Source organism: Acinetobacter tibetensis (assembly GCF_023824315.1).
Lineage (GTDB): Bacteria > Pseudomonadota > Gammaproteobacteria > Pseudomonadales > Moraxellaceae > Acinetobacter > Acinetobacter tibetensis.
This window is the reverse complement of the sequence record NZ_CP098732.1, coordinates 1,170,796-1,194,720: the sequence shown is the minus strand read 5'-3', so window position 1 is coordinate 1,194,720 and position 23,925 is coordinate 1,170,796. Positions and strand designations below refer to the sequence as shown.

The 23,925-nt window shown below is 38.7% G+C and carries 20 protein-coding genes; 8 read left to right on the top strand and 12 right to left on the bottom strand.

Going from position 1 to position 23,925, the window contains the following annotated elements:
• Position 1: 1 nt before the first annotated feature.
• From M5E07_RS05770 to efp, 5 genes are all read right to left on the bottom strand, one after another.
• Positions 2-907, bottom strand: coding sequence for a DUF58 domain-containing protein (locus M5E07_RS05770; protein ID WP_434087805.1), 906 nt, complete (start codon positions 905-907; stop codon positions 2-4).
• A gap of 20 nt (positions 908-927) precedes the next feature.
• A complete protein-coding gene (locus M5E07_RS05765; protein WP_416224515.1) occupies positions 928-1,887 on the bottom strand; it encodes an AAA family ATPase in 960 nt (319 codons plus the stop codon).
• Positions 1,888-1,973: 86 nt separating this feature from the next.
• Positions 1,974-2,276: a YbdD/YjiX family protein gene (locus tag M5E07_RS05760; RefSeq protein WP_116759280.1), complete on the bottom strand. Its 303-nt coding sequence runs from the start codon at positions 2,274-2,276 to the stop codon at positions 1,974-1,976.
• 46 nt (positions 2,277-2,322) lie between these two features.
• On the bottom strand, positions 2,323-4,422 hold the full coding sequence (locus M5E07_RS05755; RefSeq protein WP_252222830.1) for a carbon starvation CstA family protein: 2,100 nt from the start codon (positions 4,420-4,422) through the stop codon (positions 2,323-2,325).
• A 169-nt stretch (positions 4,423-4,591) separates the two neighbouring features.
• Positions 4,592-5,161: an elongation factor P gene (gene efp, locus M5E07_RS05750; RefSeq protein ID WP_116759278.1), complete on the bottom strand. Its 570-nt coding sequence runs from the start codon at positions 5,159-5,161 to the stop codon at positions 4,592-4,594.
• Between the two features lie 90 nt (positions 5,162-5,251).
• Here efp and epmB point away from each other — a divergent pair, with 90 nt between their 5' ends.
• Genes epmB through M5E07_RS05735 form a run of 3 tightly spaced genes read left to right on the top strand, consistent with a single transcriptional unit; the run spans position 5,252 to position 10,121 of the window.
• The gene (gene epmB, locus M5E07_RS05745; RefSeq protein WP_116759277.1) at positions 5,252-6,268 is read left to right on the top strand and encodes an EF-P beta-lysylation protein EpmB; all 1,017 of its coding nucleotides are present in this window, start codon (positions 5,252-5,254) and stop codon (positions 6,266-6,268) included.
• A gap of 14 nt (positions 6,269-6,282) precedes the next feature.
• On the top strand, positions 6,283-8,028 hold the full coding sequence (locus M5E07_RS05740) for a cyclic-di-GMP receptor FimW-related protein (RefSeq protein ID WP_116759276.1): 1,746 nt from the start codon (positions 6,283-6,285) through the stop codon (positions 8,026-8,028).
• On the top strand, positions 8,010-10,121 hold the full coding sequence (locus tag M5E07_RS05735; RefSeq protein WP_252222827.1) for an EAL domain-containing protein: 2,112 nt from the start codon (positions 8,010-8,012) through the stop codon (positions 10,119-10,121). The genes M5E07_RS05740 and M5E07_RS05735 overlap by 19 nt, the downstream gene beginning before the upstream one ends.
• Positions 10,122-10,198: 77 nt before the next feature.
• Here M5E07_RS05735 and rpmE read toward each other — a convergent pair whose 3' ends face one another.
• From rpmE to M5E07_RS05715, 4 genes are all read right to left on the bottom strand, one after another.
• The gene (rpmE, locus tag M5E07_RS05730) at positions 10,199-10,426 is read right to left on the bottom strand and encodes a 50S ribosomal protein L31 (protein ID WP_116759274.1); all 228 of its coding nucleotides are present in this window, start codon (positions 10,424-10,426) and stop codon (positions 10,199-10,201) included.
• A gap of 196 nt (positions 10,427-10,622) precedes the next feature.
• The gene (locus tag M5E07_RS05725; protein WP_116759273.1) at positions 10,623-11,609 is read right to left on the bottom strand and encodes a bile acid:sodium symporter family protein; all 987 of its coding nucleotides are present in this window, start codon (positions 11,607-11,609) and stop codon (positions 10,623-10,625) included.
• 159 nt (positions 11,610-11,768) lie between these two features.
• Positions 11,769-12,170 (bottom strand): lactoylglutathione lyase, encoded by a 402-nt coding sequence (gloA, locus tag M5E07_RS05720; protein ID WP_252222825.1) that lies wholly within the window; start codon positions 12,168-12,170, stop codon positions 11,769-11,771.
• A gap of 1 nt (position 12,171) precedes the next feature.
• Positions 12,172-14,331: an AmpG family muropeptide MFS transporter gene (locus M5E07_RS05715; RefSeq protein WP_252222822.1), complete on the bottom strand. Its 2,160-nt coding sequence runs from the start codon at positions 14,329-14,331 to the stop codon at positions 12,172-12,174.
• 182 nt (positions 14,332-14,513) lie between these two features.
• Between M5E07_RS05715 and M5E07_RS05710 the strand changes: the two genes are divergently transcribed.
• The 3 genes from M5E07_RS05710 to M5E07_RS05700 all read left to right on the top strand — a co-directional run bounded on the left by M5E07_RS05710 (position 14,514) and on the right by M5E07_RS05700 (position 19,229).
• The gene (locus M5E07_RS05710) at positions 14,514-17,156 is read left to right on the top strand and encodes a Lon protease family protein (RefSeq protein WP_252222819.1); all 2,643 of its coding nucleotides are present in this window, start codon (positions 14,514-14,516) and stop codon (positions 17,154-17,156) included.
• A gap of 242 nt (positions 17,157-17,398) precedes the next feature.
• Positions 17,399-18,358 (top strand): hypothetical protein, encoded by a 960-nt coding sequence (locus M5E07_RS05705; RefSeq protein ID WP_116759269.1) that lies wholly within the window; start codon positions 17,399-17,401, stop codon positions 18,356-18,358.
• A gap of 4 nt (positions 18,359-18,362) precedes the next feature.
• Complete coding sequence (locus M5E07_RS05700) at positions 18,363-19,229, top strand: arginase family protein (RefSeq protein ID WP_252222816.1); 867 nt, start codon at positions 18,363-18,365, stop codon at positions 19,227-19,229.
• A 60-nt stretch (positions 19,230-19,289) separates the two neighbouring features.
• Here the strand turns inward: M5E07_RS05700 and M5E07_RS05695 are convergent, their stop codons facing one another.
• The 3 genes from M5E07_RS05695 to M5E07_RS05685 form a co-directional block, all read right to left on the bottom strand.
• Positions 19,290-19,646, bottom strand: a complete 357-nt coding sequence (locus tag M5E07_RS05695; RefSeq protein ID WP_116759267.1) for a roadblock/LC7 domain-containing protein — start codon at positions 19,644-19,646, stop codon at positions 19,290-19,292.
• Between the two features lie 60 nt (positions 19,647-19,706).
• Complete coding sequence (locus tag M5E07_RS05690) at positions 19,707-20,693, bottom strand: hypothetical protein (RefSeq protein WP_116759266.1); 987 nt, start codon at positions 20,691-20,693, stop codon at positions 19,707-19,709.
• Between the two features lie 514 nt (positions 20,694-21,207).
• Entirely contained in the window at positions 21,208-21,750 is a 543-nt protein-coding gene (locus M5E07_RS05685; protein ID WP_116759265.1) for a GTP-binding protein, read from the bottom strand.
• A gap of 545 nt (positions 21,751-22,295) precedes the next feature.
• On the opposite strand from M5E07_RS05685, the gene M5E07_RS05680 reads away from it, so the two are divergent.
• Positions 22,296-22,640: a hypothetical protein gene (locus M5E07_RS05680; RefSeq protein ID WP_116759264.1), complete on the top strand. Its 345-nt coding sequence runs from the start codon at positions 22,296-22,298 to the stop codon at positions 22,638-22,640.
• 214 nt (positions 22,641-22,854) lie between these two features.
• A complete protein-coding gene (locus tag M5E07_RS05675; RefSeq protein ID WP_252222813.1) occupies positions 22,855-23,901 on the top strand; it encodes an NAD(P)H-dependent flavin oxidoreductase in 1,047 nt (348 codons plus the stop codon).
• Positions 23,902-23,925: the final 24 nt, after the last annotated feature.

Genomic DNA, 23,925 nt, shown 5'->3' with positions numbered 1-23,925 from the left:
TTTAAGCCTGTGCCAGCAGCCGTTTCGCTTGTAGCATTTGTTGCTCCCCAAGCCCTTTGACCAGTTCAGCATGTGGTAAAAGCAAACGATAAGCGTATTGCTGCTGCTCACATTGCTCAACTAAGCCCATCATCAGACTCAACTTTTCCTCATGATCTGTACTCGGCATATGTAGATAATCAATATCTATGCTATGTAAATCATCATGTTGCTCAAAAACTTTCACATAAAGCCCTTGTCCCCGTGCCACCTGCTTCCAAGAAACAGTTTGAATAGAATCACCTTGTCGAAAATCACGTAACTCTCGAAATTCGTCCAAATCTAATTCCTGTGCTTGTCGCGAATACTGCTGTTGCGTTACTGAATATTGAGCATGTGGTGCAATCCAAGATTGCCCTTTTAAATACATATAAGTCCATGCCCGAACAAGTCCGAAAGGATAGACTGAAAAAAGCTTGATTGTAGGATATTCAAATGCTCCACGTTTATTTGGTTTGAGTTCAACTACATAGCGATATCGAAGATCTGCAAACATGATCCGATGTATCTGCGTATCGACACTAATCCATAAATAACGTGCTTGAAGTTGAGACTGTTTAAAGTAGAGCTCTAAGCTTAAAGGCTGCCCCACTTGCCCCAGTTCCGTATAGGAAACTTCAATCTGTAAACCATGCAACTGCTTAAAGGTCAGGTAAAAACTAATACATAAAATGGCACTAATCAGAAAACAAAAACCAAGAATTAAGTTATTGGCATAATTCACCCCCGCAATAAAGGTAATTAAAATCAACACCAGATATAAGTAACCTTGCTGATATATAAAAACCAACACATCTTTTTGCGTCAATGTTTTCTGTTGCTCAAAACTAAATCTTTTTTTTGTCCATTTCGACCACAATGACTGAATCAACTTAAATTTCCTTGCCATTAACTGATCGGAATCTGTCGCATAAGCTGTGCAGTTTCAATTTCACTGAGACCTATTCGATGTGCCGTAACCGCAACAAAAATGGCTTGAACATCATCCGCAGTGACGAAACTACGCTGTTCAATTAAAGCGTGTGCCTGTGCTGCTTTTTTTAATGCCAATAGCCCGCGTGTTGATAAACCGTGGCGCCCTTTACGGCTTTCTTGTGCCAAATCTAGAAGATAATCCATGACAACATCGCCCACATAAACCTGCTGCACCAAATGTTGTAATTGCAATATCTCATCTTGCTGAAAGACTTGTGCCAAAGTTGAAATTAAAACTTGTCTTGAATCTTGCTGTAATAATAATTTTTCTGCTGAGCGCGAAGGATAACCCAGAGACAGCCGCATTAAGAAGCGATCTAGCTGAGATTCAGGTAAGGCATATGTTCCACTCTGGAATAACGGGTTTTGTGTCGCAATCACCCAAAATGGTTGCGGTAAGGTATAACGAATCCCATCGACAGTAACCGCACCCTCTTCCATCGCCTCGAGTAAAGCACTTTGCGTTTTTGGGCTACAACGATTGATTTCATCAGCCAAAAGAATTTGGGTAAAAATTGGACCTTGTTTAAACTCAAACATATGCTCTTTTTGATTAAACATATTGACGCCAATCACGTCACTCGCCAACATATCATTGGTAAACTGAATACGTTGAAATTGCAGACCTGCAATATGTGCCAAAGCACTTGAAAGCGTGGTTTTTCCTAAACCGGGTAAATCTTCAAAAAGTACATGTCCGCCTGCCAACAAGCAGCTCAACGCCAACTTGGTTTGTTGTTCTTTATCTAAAATAATCTGGTTAATTTGAGTCAAAAAAGTCTGAACTTTACTGGCATAGGCTTGAATTTTGGCATCTATTTTTCGTGTGTCTTCTGCTAAGTGTTGCTCTTCTTTCTGTTTTGCCCAAATCACAAATGTTCCCCAATAAAAACGGTGCATGATTAACATACACCGTTTTTAACTTTTTCCAAAGGAATCAGTGACTTTCTATATATCCATCAACACGGACATTTCTTTAAATTGCCACCAGCCGTTGGATAACGTGAATCTATACAATGACGATAAAAGGTTTTCGCATCCATTGGAGTTAAATCAGGATGGTGCTTTTTCATATGCTCCACATAATTTTCATAATCTGGAACACCAACCATCAACCGAAAGCTTTGCTGTAAACCCTGCCACAATGTTGCAATTCTTGACCAATTTTTTGGCGAAAAAATTAAGCCTTTTTGCGACATGATGGTCATCTTGATGATTTTATAAATCACCGTTTTACCGCCTTTGGCAAATCTAAGATTCATCTTACTCATCCCACCTTATTTACTTGCAAAGTCATATCGCAAAACATTAATGTGACTTAGAAATCGTCACTTCTTCAGGATCTGCATACACAGCTGGTGCTTCATTGACTGTTGGCACTGGGCTTGCCAAGGCACGACGAATTACACCAATCGCAGCAAAGATCATCACCACCGCCACAATCATAAAGAACGCGCAAAGCGCAGCATTGATTTGATTCGACAATACAATCGTTTGCATTTCTTCAAATGTTTTCGCTGGTTTTAAAATCTCACCCTTCGCAATAGCAGCCGAGAATCTATCTGCTTGCGCCAAGAAACCAATTTTTGGATTTTCATGGAAGATTTTTTGCCAACCTGCTGTCATACAGGTAATGATTAAGAAAACCGTCGGGATGATGGTGACCCAAACATATTTCTCTTTCTTCATTTTAAACAGAATGACAGTACCCAATATCAACGCCATAGCCGCCAACATCTGGTTACCAATACCGAAGAGTGGCCATAAACTATTAATACCACCGAGCGGATCAACAACGCCTTGATAAACAAAGAAACCCCATCCTGCAACAGCAACTGCTGTACCGACCATGTTTCCAAAAAAATTGTGTGTGTTTTTAAGTGCAGGAACCACAATACCTACAGTATCTTGCACCATGAAACGACATGCACGTGTACCCGCATCAACCGCAGTTAAGATGAACAATGCTTCAAATAGAATCGCAAAGTGATACCAGAATGCCATCATCGAACGGTTATTAAAAATTTCCGTAATGATGTGTGCCATACCAATCGCAAAAGTCGGTGCACCGCCCGTACGCGAAAGAATCGTCGTTTCGCCCACTTCTTTTGCAAGCAAACTTAAGGTTTCAGGGGTTACCACAAAGCCTAAATTTCGTACTGCCTCTGCTGCGGATTCTACAGTCGTCCCAAGCACAGCAGCAGGTGCATTAATTGCAAAATACACCCCAGGTTCTAGCACAGTCGCACAAATCATTGCCATAATGGCAACAAATGATTCCATTAACATGCCACCATAACCAATCACACGAATATTTACTTCGTTATCGATCAATTTAGGCGTGGTTCCTGAAGATACTAAAGCATGGAAACCTGAAATTGCACCACAAGCAATGGTAATGAAAAGGAATGGAAACATTGAACCCGCAAATACAGGACCAGTTCCATCGACAAAATGCGTTACAGAAGGCATTTTCAACATCGGCATTGCAACCATGATCCCGACTGCAAGTCCTGCAATGACCCCGATTTTTAAGAAGGTAGATAAATAATCACGCGGCGCTAACAATAACCACACAGGTAAAACAGAAGCGACAAAACCGTAAATAATCAAACACCACGTTAACTGTATGCCTGTTAACGTAAAGAATGGTCCCCAGTATGGATCTGCAGCAACATTACCACCATAAACAATTGCCGCCATCATCAATACAAAACCAATGATGGAAACCTCTGCGATCTTGCCTGGGCGCAAGTAACGCATGTAAATACCCATGAACAACGCAATCGGTATTGTTGCAGCAATAGTAAATACACCCCAAGGACTATGTGCAAGTGCTTTGACCACCACCAAAGCCAATACAGCCAAAATAATGATCATTACGCCAAGCGCGCCAAGCATAACCACAATACCAGCAAATGAGCCCAACTCCTGCTTTGCCATTTCACCCAGTGATCGTCCATCACGACGGGTTGAAATAAACAAGACCAAGAAGTCTTGAACAGCTCCTGCAAGAACAACACCCACCAACAACCAAATAGTACCAGGCAAGTATCCCATTTGAGCAGCCAAAATAGGTCCAACTAACGGGCCTGCACCCGCAATTGCCGCGAAATGGTGGCCGAAAAGAACATATTTATTGGTCGGTACATAGTCCAAACCATCATTTAAACGATGTGCTGGAGTTAACCGTCTTGGATTAAGTTCAAAAACTTTGGTTGCAATAAATAAACTATAAAAACGATAAGCAATGCTGTATACACAGATGGCAGCTAAAACCAGCCAAACTGCGTTAACATGCTCGCCGCGACTAACCGCCAATATTCCAAAAGATACCGCGCCTATAATCGCGACTAAACCCCAGATAAGTTTGGAGGGGAGCGTAGATTTTCGTTGAATCGTATCCATTCATGACCTCATTAAAGATTTATTAAGCAGTTTAGTTTTCTTGTTCGCGTTATCTCTGCCGAATTCCTTGTCGACTTTACTCCCTATACTTTAGTATGCCACTACGACTTTGGCATAAAAAAAGGGATGATTTTCATCATCCCTTCGATAATAGTCTATTTTTAAACCATTATGCACGTTCTAAATAATCACCCGTACGAGTATCTACACGAACACTTTCTTCTTGCTGTACGAATAATGGAACACGTACTACAGCACCTGTTTCCAATTTCGCTGGTTTACCACCACCGCCTGAAGTATCGCCACGAACGCCTGGATCCGTTTCAACGATTTTTAATACAACAAAGTTTGGTGCATTTACATTTAACGGTACGCCATTGAACAACATGATTGTGCAAAGTTCGTTAGAATCATCTTTTAACCATTTTGCAGCATCGCCCATTGCTGTTTTATCAGCCGCGATTTGCTCAAAAGTTACAGGATCCATAAAGTTCCACAATTCACCATCGTTATACAAGTAGTTCATTTCTACTTCTACAATGTCCGCACCTTCAAGCGAGTCGCCAGACTTGAATGTTTTTTCTAATACTTTACCTGTTTTAAGGTTACGTAATTTAACACGGTTAAATGCTTGACCCTTACCAGGTTTTACGTATTCGTTTTCCATGATTGAACATGGGTTACCGTCAAGCATAACCTTAAGGCCTTGCTTGAAATCATTTGTAGAATAATTGGCCATGACTGGCACACTCCAAACTTGCTAACTTAAAATCTATTAATGCTAGAATAGTCTATTAATGCTAGACTAGCACTATTTTTAACACGTGGCATGATAAACTATTTGTATCAAGAGCAAAACTGGCAATCTCAACTGAGTGACTTAATAACAGACCCTTTAGAGTTGCTTGAAACGCTCCAGTTATCACCAGACCAATTATTATCAGGGGCAATCTTGGCTTCTGAACAGTTCAAATTGCGTGTTCCACGTGCGTTCGTCGAAAAAATGATCATTGGCGATGCTCTAGACCCGCTTTTACTGCAAGTACTCCCTCATCATTTAGAATTAAATGATCATCCCGAATTTATTACCGATCCATTGGGTGAAGAACAAGCCAATCAACAACCAGGCGTATTACATAAATATAAATCGCGTTTTTTGCTCACGTTAACAGGTGCATGTGCTGTTCATTGCCGCTATTGTTTTCGACGTCATTTTCCTTATCAGGAAAATTTACCGAAGAATGAAGATTGGATCAATATTCGTAATTATATTGAAAGCCAACCTGAGGTGAATGAAGTCATTTTAAGTGGTGGTGACCCGCTTACTTTATCGAATCGCAAATTAAAACTCTGGTTGGAACGATTAGAATCTGTTCCGCAAATTAAATTTTTGAGAATTCATTCACGGGTTCCTATTGTAATCCCCAACCGTGTCGATGAAGAGCTTGTTTCTTTATTAAAAAACAGTAGGCTACGCATAATTCTGGTGGTACACTCAAACCATGCAGCAGAATTAGATGATTTTACCTGCGCCAAACTTGCAACATTGGTTCAGAATCAAATCACCGTTTTAAATCAGTCAGTGTTATTAAATGGGGTTAATAATTCTGCACAAGTTTTGGTCGATTTAAGTTATCGACTATTTGAAGCTAGCGTGATGCCTTACTATCTGCATGTTCTCGATAAGGTAAAAGGTGCACAGCACTTTGATTTGGCTTCAAATGAAATTGATGAAATTTACAAAGAGGTTTTAGCAAGCTTACCAGGATATTTGGTACCTAAACTTGTCAGGGAAATTGCGGGCGAAAAAAACAAAACACCGCTTTTTGGAGTTTCAACTTTCTGAGTTAAATAACAATTATGAATATGAGCACCGCAGAAATGTTTCAAACACCGACTGAATTAAAGTTGGATGAATTGAGTTTTTGCCAAAGCACGGTGACGGACATTCAGGATTGGGTGTCCAATTTATCTATTTTACAATTAGGTGATTCCTCTCGTGCACTATTTAATGCCCTACTTGAAATTTCTGAACTTCAATGTAGTGAAACTCTCCGCTTTGATTTAATTCATGCTATTCATCCAACCATTGAAAATGTATTAACCAGTTTAGAAAAACATTTTTTTAATCAAGGTTTAATAACAACAGATCGGAATGATCATATTATTGAATTGGCCATGTTATTGCGCAGTTGTTTTGCAAAAACATATATTGATATTGCGAAACGCTGTGACCAACAACTAAATCAACAAAAGTTCTCCCTTTTTGCTTTTAGTCAAAAGAAAAATTTACAAACTGCACGTATTCTCTCCAGCTATTATGGTTTGCAGCAGCTTGCTCAACTCCTATATCAACAGCAAATTCTGTATACCAATCCACTGTCTGGTCAATGGTTAGTCACCCACCAGTTAATGGAAAGTGCAATTCAACATAATTTTAGCCAAACCAATATCAATCAATTGCAAGGTACACAGCACCAACTACAAACGATTAGTCAAATCTATGCACAAATTATTCTTTTAGATATTTTAAACCCGCATCAGATTCGACCATCCGAAATTCAAGGGCTATTCTTATGCAGTTATGATTGGGCAAAGTTAATTCAGGTTTTACCTAAAGAAACGACCTTATCGCGCTATATTGTGGATACTTCATTAGATCATCCGCCTGTATTTAATGCGCATCAAAATAGTAGTTTTAATCCGACAATTTATATCTCTACTCAAAATTTATTAGACCATCTAACAGAAGCTCAAGGTAAGCACGGTGAATATCTTTCTCGGAATGAGAAAATCTTCCTCACCCCTGCTTTACATTTCCATATTCATAGTTTACTTACCAGTACTGCTGAACGCCGCCATGAACGTTATGAATATTCTGCCCAGTTGCATATCTGCTTCGGTTTAAATGTCGCTCATTTCTATTTGTCGAAAGGCAAAAACTTTAATGAGACACTGAACCTAGATGCACATTACGGTTTACAATCTGAAAGTAATATTTTTAGCTCCATGAATGACAATAATCTGTTAAGTACGAGCAATATTAAAACTTTAGATCGCGAAGCAAAACAAATTTATCCGGCTGAAGTCCTTGATATTAGTGTCAATGGATACCGTATTAAATGGTCTGGAAATACCCCGAAAAATTTAAAAACAGGTGAATTTATTCTTGTGCAGGAAAATGCACAAAGTGAATGGCGTGGTGGTGTTGTCCGCTGGATTAAACAGTCGACCGAGAAAAGTCTTGAACTCGGACTCGAAATGCTAGCGCAAGATATTTTCCCTTGTGCTGTCTATGTGAAGAGTGATCGTAATACGGGCAACTACTATCCTGCCTTATTGGTTCAAACTGCCGAGTTGAATGAAGTATCGACCACGCTTATTTTGCCTGGTTCACACTTATTCAGAGAAAAACAAACGATTCATTTACGCTTAGAACAAGATGAACTGAAAGTCTATTTGCTAAAAGCACACTTAATTACGCAAAGTTTTATGCGGTTCGATTTTGAATTACTGAATGATCAGCAAGAATATTTGATCAAAAATTTTATTCAAAAACAAACCAATGAAATTAAGAATCATGATTTATGGGAAGCATTGAAGTGAGAAATCCACTATTGTCCAAAAAATTAAAACGTACGGAAACTCGTTTACTCATAATCGATGACAACCAAATTCGTTTTAATAAAATTTGTGATTTATTAACGACAAGTGAACATCAGCTACATGCTTTTTTATTGGATGACTTACAAACTTTTGAAAAACAACTCCAGTTAAATTGGGATATTGTTATTTTCGGTCGTGCCTACGATTTGAAATATGAACAGGCCTTAAGTCTTATTCGCCTGTCTAAGCAACCTGAATTACCACTTATTTTACTCAAACCAGATAATTATGAGCCGAACCAATACGTATCCTATATCCGAAAAGGTGTCTATGATGTCGCCAATTTAGATTTTCCAGATCGATTCTACTTGTCTTTATTGCGCGCACTCTCTTTTAGTCGCCTGAATCAAGGGCAACAACATCTCATGCAAGAGCTTGAAAATGTGCAGACCCAAGCACAAGCATGGGTGAGTGAAAGCAATAAAGCTGTTGCCATTATTCAAGAAGGGATTCATATCGAAGCCAATAAGGAATACCTTCATCTCTTTGGTTTAAAAAGCGAAGATGAAATTATTGGCTTGCCTTTACTGGATGTATTGCAACCCCAAGATCTGAATGATTTTAAACTGCGCTTTAAAAAAATCTCGCAAGGTCAATTAGATCAAGGTCGTTTCGAGCTGACGACGCTCAATAGTCATGTCCAAACAAATCCTTTAAAAATTGAGTTTTTAGCAGCGATTGAAGATGATGCCCTACAAATCACGATTGAGTTAAATCAAAGTGAAAACACTGCGTCAGCTCAGCCTACGGTAGCCCAAGTTGAAGCCCCTGCCGCACAACCCAATACCTATCAACTGATTAACAGAACCATTGCCAAGCAACCTGCTGATTTCAATGCGCTTGTACTTTTCTCACTTGCATCTTGTCCAGAATCTATATTCCAACAAGACTGGGCAACCTCAAATACCTATTTTTCGAATATTCATAGCTTCTTAAAAGAACAAACCAATGTTCCATTGTTTAAGGTCAACCATGCCTTATATGCAGGCCTATTCCAAGGCTCTAGTGAAAGTGTGTTGGAATCTAAACTGATTGGATTAAGTGCTTTATCTAAACCACAATTATTAGGTGTAAATCAACAAACCTTCCCATTAAATTTAAGAATGGGTTACACGTTGATTCAACACAATATAAAGGATGAGCAACAGTTCCAACAGCTAATAGAACAAGCGTACAACACAGCCCTGCCATCTGGGCAAGAACAAAATAATATTGAACTTAACCCAATAGCCCATCCTCATATTGAATTAATGGATTCTCATCTGAATCTACAAGAACACTCTAGCTTATTAAAAGCACTGCAAAAGAGTTTAGAGCGTGGGGAAATTCATCTTAAATATCAACAACTGTATGATAAACAAGACAGTAACCTATACACCTACGAAGTTACCAGCGGCTTCATTTACAATAATGCTTGGCAAGATATTACATCAATTCGTGAACTTGCAGATGACCCTGAATTCTCGATTAAACTGGATCGTTGGATTTTAGTTGAGGCGTGTAAACAGCTACATAACTTTATTACCCAATATCCTGATGCGAAAATTATTGTCAATTTAAACAAAGAAGTTCTCTTCTCTGACCGTACATTCCCCGCGTTTATTGCCAAATTAATTACGATTGTGGGCAGCAAACAAAGCCACCCGCTCATTTTACAATTCTCGGAAGAAGATATTGCCAAGAATTTAAATGATGCGCAGAAATATACAGCTCAATTAATTCAGAGTGGTGCAGAAATATCATTACGTGAATTTGGTAACTCGATTTATAGCGAATCTATTTTAAATCAGATGAGTATTAATCATGTTACCTTACATCCTCAGTTAACGAAGATGCTCGATTCAGACAAATCTACTGAAGAATTACAAGAGCGTATTAATCACTTCCATGAAATTAAAGCAACACAAATGTTATTACGTGAACTGAATAATATGACAATGTTTGCCAATGCATGGAACGTTGAAGCACGCTATCTGCAAGGTGACTATTTCCAGAAAAAACTGGATCATTTAATTGATGTACAAGACCAATAGGTCTTGTACTTTTGTAGAATCCTATTTCTACAGACATAAAAAAACGAGCCAATGGCTCGTTTTTTTCAACTGGGATATTAGTCGCGTTTGATAGAACGAGACATACCAGAAAAACGTTGCTTGAATTTGTCGATACGACCACCAGTGTCAACGTTCTTTTGCTTACCAGTGTAGAATGGGTGGCATGCAGAACATACGTCTAGGTAAAGAGCTTCTTTACCAACAGCCGAACGAGTTTCAATTACGTTACCGCAAGAACAAGTAGCTACTAATTTTTCATATTTTGGGTGAATATCGGCGCGCATGGTCGATTACTCCTAAGTGTAAGAAAGGCTTATGCTGTCATCGCAATTGACCGCTCTTGCATATTGCAAGGAAAGCTTTAATTAAAGCAGGTCAATACCACAACAGACCATTCTCTTGGCCCACCGAGACGGATACCGTCAGAGCTAAGCACAACAAGTGGACAGCATTATACGCCAAATAAATCTAGATAGCGAACTATTCTCCGCTTTCATCAGGATTTTGTTTAGACCAACGATTTGCAATAATACCGCAGACCATCAACTGTATTTGGTGAAAGATCATAATGGGCAGAACAATCATTCCGAGTGGCTGTCCAATAAACAGAATTTGAGCCATTGGTACACCGCTCGCTAAAGTCTTTTTTGAACTACAAAAGAAAATCGCGATTTGGTCTTTACGGTTAAAACCGAATAACTTCGGCAGATAATACGCCAACAACATAATTACAGTTAAAAATACCGAACATGCCAAGACTAAAATCAACATGGTTTTCCAACTGACTTCGTTCCACAGCCCTGCAACAACTGCGCTACTAAAAGCACCATAAACCACCATCAAAATAGAACCTTGATCAAAACTTTTAACCAAGCGCGGTACTTTCATCATATGTGGGTAAACGAGTGGACGAAACAGTTGTCCCAATACAAACGGCAGCAACAACAATAAGGTAATTTGAATAATGGATGATGTTGGATCAAATCCATGTTCTGATTTGCCCAGAATAAATACACTCACCAATACAGGTGTAATAAACATTCCAATGATATTAGAAAATGAAGCACTACATACCGCACTGGCGACGTTACCTTTAGCAACTGAAGTAAATGCAATTGAAGATTGTACCGTCGAAGGTAAAAAACACATGAACAAGAAACCCCAATACAGTTCTTGCCCCAGCATTGGCAACAGTACAGGTTTTGCAAGTAAGCCTAAAATTGGAAATACTGCAAAGGTGAAAGCAAACACCAATACATGAAATTTCCAGTGCATAATCCCTTGGACAATTGCTTCACGGGAAAGTTTTGCACCGTGTAAGAAGAATAAAATTGCAATTGCAATCGTAGTAATAACACTAAAGAAATGGGCGGCTGAACCAGAAACAGGAAGAAACGATGCCAGTACAACCATGGCAACCAAGAGTAAAGTGAATCGATCCAAGGCAAGAAGCTTGAGCATGTTCATTGCTTAACATCCTGTTATATATATTTTAAAAAGTAAAGATGAAATAAAACCCAGTAGACGAATTTTACCTGTAGGTCAACTTCATCTTACTGGGCTGTTCAAATATTGCTAGCTTTTCAAGTGCTATATTCGATATTTAGTTAATCAATAACACTATGCTTAGTTATTACGTGCATTTGAATCTTGCTGAATCAACTCAATTTTATAACCATCTGGATCTTCAACAAAAGCGATCACGGTTACGCCGCCTTTCATTGGGCCTGCTTCACGTACCACTTTACCGCCACGTGCTTTAATCTCTTCACATGCTTTATAGGCATCTTCAACACCAATTGCAATGTGACCATAAGCATTCCCTAAATCGTACTGATTCGTATCCCAGTTATGCGTCAATTCAAGCACTGTGGTATTGGCTTCATCACCATAGCCGACAAAAGCCAATGTGAAACGACCTTCTTCATAATCACGTTTACGAAGCAAAGTCATACCCAGCACTTCGGTATAGAACTTTAATGACTGTTCTAAATTGCCTACACGTAGCATGGTATGGAGCATTCGCATATTATTCATCCTTCAGTTGAAGTTGTTTGTTTTGATGATCTCGAAGTAACTTCGCGACCCAAACCACCAGAATTAAAATTGGAATTCCAATTAAGGTGGTCATCAAGAAAAAACTTGGATAACCAATGTTTGTTACTATAGTACCCGAATAACCCCCTAAAATTTTAGGCGTAAGGGTCATCAGTGAACTAAAAATAGCGTATTGTACAGCAGTAAAAGAAACGCTGGTCAAACTAGAAAGAAAGGCAATAAACGCCGCCCCTGCCAATCCAGAAGCTAAATTGTCGACAATAATGGCAAAATACAGCCATAAAGTACTATACGATTTAATCACCTTGCCTGTAATTTGTACGTCTTGCTTTGAATCTGCTGAAGCGAGTATCGGATCTATCGTCAATTCTAAAGCAGATTGTTGGCTAGATACTTGATAAGGATGACTGACCTTGACGGATGACGAAGTTTCCAGCGTATTTAATTGAGCGATCACCTGTTTGTTTTTGGCATTTTCTAATAACTTGCCATCAATTGCTCCACTAAAAATGCCTTGTGCATCTAGTTTTGCAGGATATTGCTGACCGTCTAACCATAAGCTGACGGGTTGCTCTGGCTGTAGTTGAGTAGCATCAACACCTTGAATTTGACCTTTCACCACAACGGATTGCTGAACTTCTTTCGGGCTTAAAGCATTATCCGCAGTTAACGGAAATAAGATAATGGCTTTAGCCGCTGAACCCATTAAATAAGGCATCTCTACAGATGATTTTTCATCAGACTTTTCAGTAAATGCAACTGAAGCATGAATTTGATTGGACTGATTCAACACCTGAACAGGAACATTCAGCTTCCAATAACCCACTTCATCTGCCTGAACTTGATAATGCTGTGCGCCAATAGAAACGTCGACTTGCTGCAAAGGCTTGCCTGATTTTACTAAGCCAATAAAAATGAGATTGGTTGAACTCGCAAGAATGGCGCCAACAAACATCAGTTTCATGATATTCATCCGCTGCGCCAGTAAACCACCTAAAAAACCGCCTAAAAGGCTAAAAATAACACCGTAAATTTTTACCGCTTCAGCAATTTGCTCTTTGGTGAAATTCAGATCTTGATAAAAGACATTGGAAATAACACCTGCAATAATGTCTGAAATACGATAAAAACCGATCAATAACAAGAGAACTAAAGCGAGCTTTACCCCATAACGTTTGAAGAAATCCGCAATCGGATTGACCCACGTTTCAAATGCCATTTGCTTATTGACTGCACCCATTTTGACCAACAGTGCGCCAATAACCAGTGCTATAGCACCTGAAGCCAGAAAACGTAATGCCTCAAAACAAAACAGTAGAAATGAATCTTTGATCGCTAAAGATGCAACCAAAGCTTCAATTAAAGTGCCGGAATAAATATAGGACAAGACAAAACTAATCACAGCAATAAAGAATACCATGACCAAACGATAATAATCTGATCGTTGATATTCTTTATAAATACGATTGACCTGTGGTTCACGAATAATCAAGGTCGTCAGAATACCGACGACCATGACCGCAGCCATGGCTAAATAGGTCACTTTCCATGCACTATAGATATAATTGCCTTTCGCTGTACCTAATGACGCTGCCAGAAATAACGCCCCTGCACCCGCCACAATCATCCCGATGCGATAACCTGCATTATAAGTCGACGCCAAAACTGTTTGCATTTCTGTTTCTGCCAACTCGATACGGTAGGCATCAATGACAATATCTTGTGTCGCGGCAGAAAAACCTAACAATACCGCGCCAACTGCCATTTGGTACAAATAGCTTTGTCCTAAAGCTGGGTCTGAAAATGCCATAATACAAATGGCACAAATAATGAGACACTGCGCAATTAGCAACCATGCACGGCGACGTCCCAAACGTTTGGTCAAAAATGGAACAGGAAGTTCATCAATCAAGGGAGCCCAAACAAACTTAAAGGAATAACCCAGAGCTGCCCAACTAAAAAAAGTCACGGCACTTTTTTCAATACCTGCTTCACCAAGCCATAAAGACAGACTAGAGAAGATCAGCAAGATTGGAATACCTGCTGAAAAACCGAGGAACAGCATAATTGCAGCGCGCCGATCTAGAAATGCCTGAAATGCAGCCTTCCATCCATTTGCTTGAGTTGTCATTAGGTTATTATTTTCTACAAAAAATCATGTGTGCTATTCAACCGTTTAAGTGCTCGGGTTTCAACAGTATTTATGAAATGTTTGCTTTATTTTGATGAGAAAAACAGCGGCTTTGCTTGAATTTTTCCACTAAACCTGTATACCTTAAACCTCTACCGCAATATTTTGTTTTGGATTTCACAGTGACCCAAAAACTTGAACAGATGAATTCTTCTTTATCCACCAACCTTTCAAATAATAAAGCACGAGATCCGCAAAACCACCTGATTACCGCCTTCGAGCAAACTGGAATTCAAAACACGTTCAATCAAACACGTTTAAAATCAGAACAACTCACGCATATTCCGAATTTAACCAACATTCCGACTTCAACAAAACGTATTAAACCGCTCAATAATTTTCTTGGACAAGATCGTGCGCGTGCGTCTGTAGAAGCTGGTATTGCTTTGCCATATTCTGGCTATAACATTTTTGCTGTAGGTACTGCGGGCTTAGGTAAACGCACCATGGTTAAACGCCTGTTGCAGCAGCATGCCAAAACCATGCCTACGCCTAATGACTGGGTTTATGTCAATAATTTCAAATCCTCACGCCAGCCCATCGCGCTTCAGCTTCCTGCGGGACAAGCACCCAAATTTCAGGCTTTATTGCACCAAACATGGCAAACCATTTTAAAGCAACTCGAACGTCGCTTTACCACTGAAACTTATCACAATCGGATTGAACTGATTCGCCAACAAACAGGTGATGAACAACAACAAGCTTTGGTTGAATTAACCAAAGAAGGTGAAGAGCTCAGCTTAAAATTGGTCACACGCCATGACGAGCACTGCTTTATTCCTGTGCAATTTAAAGACGATCAAATGCAAGAGATGTCGCAAAAGGATATTGATGCATTAAATAGTAAACAGCGCGCAGAAATTGTCTCAAACATGCGCTATATGGATAAAAAGCTCGAGCGTTTAGGATTACATTTAGGTGATCTAGAAGATGACGCACGTGACAAAGTACAAGAGCTGAATCGTGATATTGCCAATCAAGTGGTTATACCTCGCATTGATCTGTTACTCAATAAGTTTTCTAAAGTTGAAGGTTTAGCCGAATACTTAAAACTTTATGCCGAAGACATTATTAACAATGTTGAAATTGTGCTTGAGCAAGAAGAAGACGATTTTACGCCAGGATTATTTAGCCGAGTACCCGCGCGTTACCAAGCCAATATTATTGTCACCTATAAGCCCAACAGTGGCGCACCTGTAATTTTTGAGGACTTCCCGACCCATTACAATTTATTGGGGCATGTTGAACAACTGACTCAACATGGCACGATTACGACTGATTTCACCCTAATTCGCCCAGGTGCATTGCATAAAGCCAATGGCGGATTCTTAATGCTTGAAGCAGAACAATTACTTGAGCAACCTTATGCATGGCAAGGGTTAAAGCGTGCACTCAAATCTGGGAAATTAAAGCTTTCTTCGCTTGAGCACATGTTAACGCTTACGGGCAGTATTTCTATTGAACCTGAAGCAATACCACTGAATATCAAAGTCGTATTATTGGCAGAGCCAGAAGTCTATTATGAAATTTTGGAACTCGAGCCTGAACTGGGCAGTGTATTTAAAATTCGTGCTGATTTTACCGACACGCTGCAACGTAATGATGCCAATGAACAAGCTTATATGCAGTTGATTGCAGATTATGTACAAGCCGATAAATTGTTACCTTTTGATCGCTCAGCCTTGGCTGCCTTGCTCACAGATTCGAGCCGCCAAGCCGAAGACCAAAGCTCCCTCTCGCTCCATGCGTTGACTTTGGGTGACTTAATTCGGGAGGCTCATCATCATGCTGTACAAGCAGGTGATAAAATTGTAGCTGACAAACATATTAATACTGCCTTACAACATCGCCAGTATCGCTTAGGCTATTTACGTGAACTGTATTGGCAAGATCTGTCCCGTGGCACACAACTGATTGAAACACGTGGTCATCGCTTAGGACAAATCAATGCTTTATCCGTCATCCACTATGCAGATGTCGAATTCGGCTTACCTTCTCGCCTAACGGCCTCTGTATATCAAGGGGGTGGCGATATTCTGGATATTGAACGCAGTGTTGAACTGGGTGGTTCATTACACGCCAAAGGCGTTCTATTAATGTCGAGCTTCTTAAAAGCACATTTTGGTCGTGAGCAGATTCTGCATTTCTCTGCTGCCCTCGCCTTTGAACAAAGCTATGGTCAGGTCGATGGTGATAGTGCGACCGTTGCTGAACTGTCAGCTCTCATTTCTGCAATTAGCCAATTACCGATTGATCAATCATGGGCGATTACTGGCTCTATGAACCAATTAGGTCAAGTACAACCTATTGGCGGTGTTAATGCCAAAATTGAAGGCTTCTTCGATGCCTGTAAGCTTCAGGGGCTTACCGGTAAGCAAGGGGTTATTATTCCACGTCAAAATATGCAGCACTTAATGTTACGTTTGGATGTACGCGAAGCCGTTGAACAAGGTCAATTCCATATTCATGCGATTGAAACCATTGATCAAGCCCTTGAAATTTTAATGGCTCGACCTGTAGGCACACTCGATAAAAAAGGTCGCTATAGCAAAGGCTCAATCTACGCTGCGGTCATGGAACAGCTTGAATATTGGCAAGCAATCGAAGATGGTGCAGAAATTGAAGAAGCGCCAAAGAAAAAAAAGAAAAAAGCCAAAAAAAATAAGAAAAAAGCCAAAGTACCTGAGCAATTGACCGATGAATTACTTAAAGAAAGTAGTGAAGCGGTAGAAGTGTCTGTAAGTGAGCCAAATCTTCAACACTAACTCAATTTGAACCCTAAAGAATAACCAGCCTTTCGAGGCTGGTTTTTTTATATTCTCTTTTGAACAAAGGTATAAAAATCATCCAATATAATGAATAAAAATAGTATAAGTGATTTTATTCAAATATTTTTTTGCTATTGTATGACCTTATAAATCTCTAATAAAACTTGAGAATAAATCAGACATTTCATTTAAAAGAAATGTACTTCAAAATGATTTTTATGCATAAAAATGAGGCAAGGATGAACGAAACAGATCACGAAATTATTCAATTGTTTAAACAACATATTCATCCGCTATCATCTAAACTTACCGAAATGCTCAATGAGCATTTTTCACATCAAACCGAACGCCGAGGCTGTGGCTACACACAAGCGACTCGTGTATTGGCTGAATACATCAATACCTCTCGATTGCCACAAGATTTTTCTGATTTAAAACTTTTTAATCAATTTGAAACCAAGGCACTCAAAACTTTGCTTGAACAATCACAGTTCGCAATTTCGGATTGGCATAATTTAGATCAAAATCATGCCGCACATACACTTCCCGACTCCACGCCTGAACAGCTTAAGTTTGAAGTACAGCAGCAAATTAAACTGCAACAAAAACTCCGTGAAATTTCTTCACAGGCAACATTAGAAGAAAGCAAACTGCTTTGTGGTTTAATTGCCGATATTATTTTACCCAGAACATCTGCACAAACAGGTATGGTGGAATTAAAAGCTTTAGAGGAAAAACCTAAAGTCGGTTCATGCCCAATGGCAGAAAATTTCTTCCTTAAAATCGCGCATGGTCGCATGCTCAGACAAGGTGAAATCAATATTTTTGTCGATGAACAACAGCAACCGATTTTATTAGAAAAATTAAATATGGGAGATAATCACTCCTGTATTAGCTTGAAACCTGTTTTAATGAACGGCGTTTGCTTACCCGCAGGATCATTATTTTCTGTGAATTATGATCGCGCACTCATTCAAGAAAAAGCACCCAATCAGAAATTTAAGGGTTACATTATGCCTTATTCTGCAATCAATGGTTTCTGGTTTTTACGCCTCACCACCCTAGCCGTTTCTCCTGAAAATCGTGCACGAGCATTTACGACGCATTATCAACAACAAGTTGATAACGGCTTATTTAGTCCGGGAACAACTCAACTTCAACAATTACAGGATATTGCTTTAATGCAAATTCAAGGTTAGTCCCATGCTACAGGTTTGTTACTCTCCACAGTACTTCGCACAAACTCATACCAATAGTATGGAGAAATTAACAGCGGTGGCTGAGGCATTAAAACCCTTAGGGATCACCAAGTTCCATACACCTGATCCGCTAGGGATCGATATTTTAAAACAGTTACATGCACCTGAATATGTTGATGCCTTTCATACAGGCATGCCTGAGAAAATGGCGACATTTCAGGGTTTTAAACCTTGGAATACGCAACTTCGCGATGCTGTATATCAAATTAATGCAGGTCAAATTCTTGCGGCTGAATTGGCGTGGAAACATCAAATTTCTGCCAATATTGCCCAAGGATTCCATCATGCAATTTATGAATTTGGTAGCTCATTTTGTACGTTTAATGGTTTAGCACTCATCGCCAAAAAATTCCCCAATAAGCGTATTTTTGTGCTCGATTGTGATCAACACGGTGGTAATGGTACTGCTGAATTTACCAAGCGATACGAAAATTTATTTAATTATAGTATTTATGGTCTTGCCTTTGGCTGTCCAACCTATGAACGTTCTGAAACCAGTCACATACATAAGCATAATGGTAACTTTAGCCAATATATTCTCGCCATTCACCATGCTTTTAAACGTGCAATAGAATGGAATGCCGATCTGATTGTCTATCAAGCAGGAATGGATTGTCATCAGGATGATCCTTGTGGATCTTCTTGGTTTAGTACTGAACTGATTGAAAAGCGAGATGAAATAATTTTTCGATTGGCAAAAAAGAACCAAATTCCATTAATGTTTGTCTTGGCTGGCGGATATCAAGCTTTGCCTGAATTAGTACAGCTCCATTTAAGTACTTTTAAAACTGCACACCAAATTTATTATTAAAATTAAATCAAAAAAAATGCCAATGTGAGTTACATTGGCATTTGAACCGCTTTAATTTTATTAAGAAAAATCAAGACCTTTTTCAAAGCCTTTTAATTCGTAACGCGCCATAGCCAAGTTTGATTTAGCGCGGTCGAGTACCAAGTACAAAAATAATGTTTCATTGGTATCTAAAGGACGAATTAAGTGATACTGCTTACCTAAAGAAATAAGAATATCTTCAATATTATCATTTAGTTGCAATGCTTTTGCCACTTTGCGTTTAGAACGAATCACTTCAGTATTACCCGCAGCTGCAAGTTCTAAATCTACACCATTCCCCTGAGTCGCTAAAGCAAGACCACTGTCACTATCTACCAGTGCTGCTGCTACAAAACCATCTAAACTTGTTAAAGCATCTAGACTAATACGTGCCATTCCTTGTTTCCTCTTGATATGGGAATTACCCCGTTTAAATTATGATTAGGCGCAGATTATTTATAAGCCAAGTTTTTTACGTAATTTACCAATAAAACTACGGAGTTTATGTCCTTGGCCAGATTCTACTTGTTTTGTATCTTCCTGAAATTTCACTTCATTTTGATTTACAAAACGCCCCTGTTGCAGTAAAACAGCACAAGATACAAAATTCAATATCTGATCATGACTTAAATTCAAAAAATGCCTTACATCGCTTATTTTTGCACCATGTGAGAAACATGCTGCCATTTTTAAAAACTCATTTCGTTTCAAATCACGTTCAAATTGAGGCCAAATTTCGAGTTTGAAATTCTGATTGAGGTCAACTACAGGTAATTTCAAATCTGTTGATGCATTTACCACTTTCCACAACCATACGCGTAAATCATAGACTTCTTTATGCTTTGTTATTTCTTGCACAAATTGCGCTGTTGCATACGTTTGATTTAAGGTTGAGTTCAGTTGAATCGTTTTGCCTGCATCCACCCATACTCTTTCTGTTCGTGTATCAATCAATGCTAAAAAACCGCTGGCATCAAATAATTGAATAAAACCATTTCTGGGAGTGAATATTTCGGTAAATACACGCTCAATTGATATTTCAACTTGAGGAGTAATCGTTGGCAAAATTGGGGTTGCTTTCATCTCTCTTATGGGTAATGAAAAAGGCATAGCTGTGACTAGAACCAATTTTTCAGACAGCCATTCATGTAAATGCTCTAAATTTGAAAATGGATAAAACAACTGATCACCAATAATACGCCCAGCATGTTCGACCTTTTTGACTAAGCGTAAATAAGTAATTTGAGGATTACTCAAAACTTTCTGAATCCCTGGTGCATTAAAGAACACATCATTGACAAGCAACAGATCAATTTTTTTCTCTGCCAAATTTACCCATTTCACCTGAGTAGACGATGGCAACGCAAGTAAAACCTGCGTTTTAATATGATCTAACGTGCTTAAACTTAGCCCAAATACTGCAATATTTAAAATGCTGTTCATTCAAAATTAACCATAATTTTAAGATTTAAAACATATCCTTACACTGACAATTCCATCAATTATTCAGTGATTCCCACAATAAACTGATGCTTAACTTTGATGAATCTGAACCTGTTGTTCATTTAATTTTTGAAAGTGATAACGTCTTTCATCAATTAAAATATCTTTATAGACAACAACCATCAAAACCATTAGAGCGTTAAAGTGGTTCAGCACTGATAAAAAACTTTCCCATTTTCTGTATCTAAACCAATAGTCTGACAATACCTTAAGAGGCTTTCGGTAATAACCGCAGAAACCTTTGCTAAAATCGAACGACTGGCCACTACAGTTTCACCTTGATTCTCAAAAATATTTTTTCGATACTATTACCTGTTCCAAGCCATCTAACATACAAAACATAATTAACACTACTAATCCAGTAATACTATTTATAAAATCATATCGTTATGCATGAATAAAACCCTTAAGTGACTATGGCATTCCACCTAAAATAGACCTTTTTACTTGCTACTCAAATAGCTACAAGGTTTTGACTTTCAAGCATTGCAATTAATGTCTCAATTAAAAGCAACACGTCATCTTTCTCACGCGCATCCACAGCAAATATAGGATAATTTCTTTGATGGACGTGCATCCAATCTCTGTAAATTTTCAACTTTAACTCATGTTCCACATCTATATGTGTGATACCCACCACAATATTGGAACCATAATTGTCAAATGCTTTTAAGTAAAATTCTAAATCGAGCAATCGTTCGGAACTACTATGATCAATCAGCAGTACAATCCCTATCGCTCCTTTACAGACAATTGACCACATAAAATCAAATCGATCTTGCCCTGGAGTCCCATATAAGCCTATTTGTGTACCGTCATCTAATCTAATCTCACCATAATCAATTCCAACTGTGGTCAAAAGTTTAGAATGAGCTTGTGTATCTGTATTCACAGCTTCTGTACTAATCACCGCTACATCTGAAAGTGTTTTAATCGCAGCAGACTTGCCTGCTCCCATGGTCCCGCCAAAAACTATTTTGTATTGTTGTAAAATCATGACTTAACCCAAACAACAAAAGTGTGACTTATTTCACATTATAATGAATTTGATTGACATTAAACATCATTTTTTTAACATTTAATAAAAAATAAGATGATAAAATCACTTAATATTTATAGGTATTTAATCCAATTCAACGCTTAAAATCTCATCAAACAGGATTTAAATCATTGTTTTAAATGATTATTAAATAATGAACTCAAATATATTTTAATTAATACTGGATTTGCATTTTTGCTCAAAACATCATTTATATTCAAAATAGAACTCACTCACCCTTTTAAAAATGAAACAAACAGTGCAGAAATTAATTCTTCGTAATCACTTTATACAATAAAATCCATCTTAAATTTCTAATATTTTAACGCGTTCAAATCACATCACTGACTTTTTACATAATACTCTCTCTATGTTTCAGCCCCACATCTGGCTATTAATAATAATTACAAATACTTAACATTTTTTGATCATACTTTCAGTAAATTTACTTTATATTTTGTCTATCCCTTAGTCGGATAGAACAAATAAAAAGGAAACATCTTATGAATAAATTGCTTATTGCTTTAGGTCTTGCTGCTGCTGTGACTTTGGTTGGATGTAGTAAAGAAAAAGCCCCAGAAACAGGTGCTACGACAGGCGAGCATTTGGAAAATGCTGCTCAACAAGCGAACTATGATATGGAAAATGCGGCTAGTGAGGCTGCTGCCAAAACTCAAGCTGCAACGAATGAAGCTGTAAATAAAATTGATACTGCAACGGATGAGGCCGCTGCTAAAACCGAAGCTGCTGCAAAAGACGTGAAAGATGCCGCAAAAGATGCAACAGCTCATGTTGCGGGTGCTGTTGAGCAAGGTGCTGGTGATGTAAAAGAAAAAGCACAACAGTAATATTTAATAAAAAAACACCCTGTTATAGGGTGTTTTTTATTGCCTATAAAAACGTATTGATTTAACTATAATGCTATGAAAAAACACCAACACCCATCATAAAACAACGCTCACTTTTGTATTTCTCAAAACATATTTCTAGATTAAATAGTGAATATTATTTGCTTATTTTATATAGCTTGGGCACAGTTAAGTAAATACATGGAGCCTGATTATGTCTTTATTAGAACAACTAGAAATTAAACATCCTATTTTTCTAGCGCCTATGGCAGGTGTTTCAACACCCACATTGGCAGCAGAGGTTTCTAATCAAGGTGGATTAGGTTCATTAGGCTTAGGGGCAAGCTCTGTAAATTCTGCACGCGAACAAATTCTCGCAACTCAAGCCTTAACAGATCATTCCTTTCAAGTGAATTTCTTCTGCCACCAAAGCCAAGTTTTAGATCAAGCGATTGCAGCGCAATGGATCGAATATTTAAGCCCACAATTCTCGCGCCTACATGTCCCTGCTCCTCAGCAGCTCGAATGTATTTATCCAAGTTTTTTAGACAATGATGATTTTTTAAATCTTGTGCTGGAAACACGACCTAAAGCCGTAAGCTTTCATTTCGGTATTCCGCACCCATATCAAATAACAGCATTAAAAGCTGCAGGCATCATCACTATGGTCTCTGCGACTAATTTGCCTGAAGCACTTGCAATTGAAGCAGCAGGAATAGATGTCGTGATTGCACAAGGAATTGAAGCAGGTGGTCACCGAGGTATTTTCAACCAAAGTATTGATGGTGCAATCCAAACTTCCGATTTAGTACAACTGCTAAGTCAACACTGCCATATACCCGTGATTGCAGCAGGTGGAATTATGACGGGTCAACAAGCATATCTGATGCTACAGCTTGGCGCCCAAGCTGTTCAGCTCGGTACAGCATTTGTACAATGTAAAAGTTCAAATGCCAATGCCGCTTATCGTAAAGCATTGTTGGACACCCCTGTTACACAAATTACAGACAGTATTTCTGGTCGTCCAGCACGTGGATTAGTGAACACTTGGCATACTGAAATTGATCAACCTAACCGTCCTGCCGTACCAGCTTATCCATACACTTATGACTTAGCCAAACAATTAAATGCTGCTGCGAATAAACACGGTGACTATGGCTATGGCGCATTTTGGGCAGGCTCTAATGTCGCTCAAATTCGTGAACTGGAAGCTGCTGATCTCATCAATCAACTGGTCTTAGAATTAAGTCAGGCGCAATAAATAAAAAGCCCAGCAATCGCTGGG

Bases quoted from the DNA above. Each gene is read 5' to 3' on its own strand.
- M5E07_RS05755 (WP_252222830.1), bottom strand. From the start codon at position 4,422: ATGGATACGATTCAACGAAAATCTACGCTCCCCTCCAAACTTATCTGG.
- M5E07_RS05740 (WP_116759276.1), top strand. From the start codon at position 6,283: ATGAATATGAGCACCGCAGAAATGTTTCAAACACCGACTGAATTAAAG.
- M5E07_RS05685 (WP_116759265.1), bottom strand. From the start codon at position 21,750: ATGATTTTACAACAATACAAAATAGTTTTTGGCGGGACCATGGGAGCA.
- M5E07_RS05725 (WP_116759273.1), bottom strand. From the start codon at position 11,609: ATGAACATGCTCAAGCTTCTTGCCTTGGATCGATTCACTTTACTCTTG.
- M5E07_RS05675 (WP_252222813.1), top strand. From the start codon at position 22,855: ATGTCTTTATTAGAACAACTAGAAATTAAACATCCTATTTTTCTAGCG.
- M5E07_RS05690 (WP_116759266.1), bottom strand. From the start codon at position 20,693: ATGAACAGCATTTTAAATATTGCAGTATTTGGGCTAAGTTTAAGCACG.
- M5E07_RS05705 (WP_116759269.1), top strand. From the start codon at position 17,399: ATGAACGAAACAGATCACGAAATTATTCAATTGTTTAAACAACATATT.
- M5E07_RS05680 (WP_116759264.1), top strand. From the start codon at position 22,296: ATGAATAAATTGCTTATTGCTTTAGGTCTTGCTGCTGCTGTGACTTTG.
- efp (WP_116759278.1), bottom strand. From the start codon at position 5,161: ATGGCCAATTATTCTACAAATGATTTCAAGCAAGGCCTTAAGGTTATG.
- gloA (WP_252222825.1), bottom strand. From the start codon at position 12,170: ATGCGAATGCTCCATACCATGCTACGTGTAGGCAATTTAGAACAGTCA.
- M5E07_RS05715 (WP_252222822.1), bottom strand. From the start codon at position 14,331: ATGACAACTCAAGCAAATGGATGGAAGGCTGCATTTCAGGCATTTCTA.
- rpmE (WP_116759274.1), bottom strand. From the start codon at position 10,426: ATGCGCGCCGATATTCACCCAAAATATGAAAAATTAGTAGCTACTTGT.
- M5E07_RS05735 (WP_252222827.1), top strand. From the start codon at position 8,010: ATGGGAAGCATTGAAGTGAGAAATCCACTATTGTCCAAAAAATTAAAA.
- M5E07_RS05700 (WP_252222816.1), top strand. From the start codon at position 18,363: ATGCTACAGGTTTGTTACTCTCCACAGTACTTCGCACAAACTCATACC.
- M5E07_RS05695 (WP_116759267.1), bottom strand. From the start codon at position 19,646: ATGGCACGTATTAGTCTAGATGCTTTAACAAGTTTAGATGGTTTTGTA.
- epmB (WP_116759277.1), top strand. From the start codon at position 5,252: ATGATAAACTATTTGTATCAAGAGCAAAACTGGCAATCTCAACTGAGT.
- M5E07_RS05760 (WP_116759280.1), bottom strand. From the start codon at position 2,276: ATGAATCTTAGATTTGCCAAAGGCGGTAAAACGGTGATTTATAAAATC.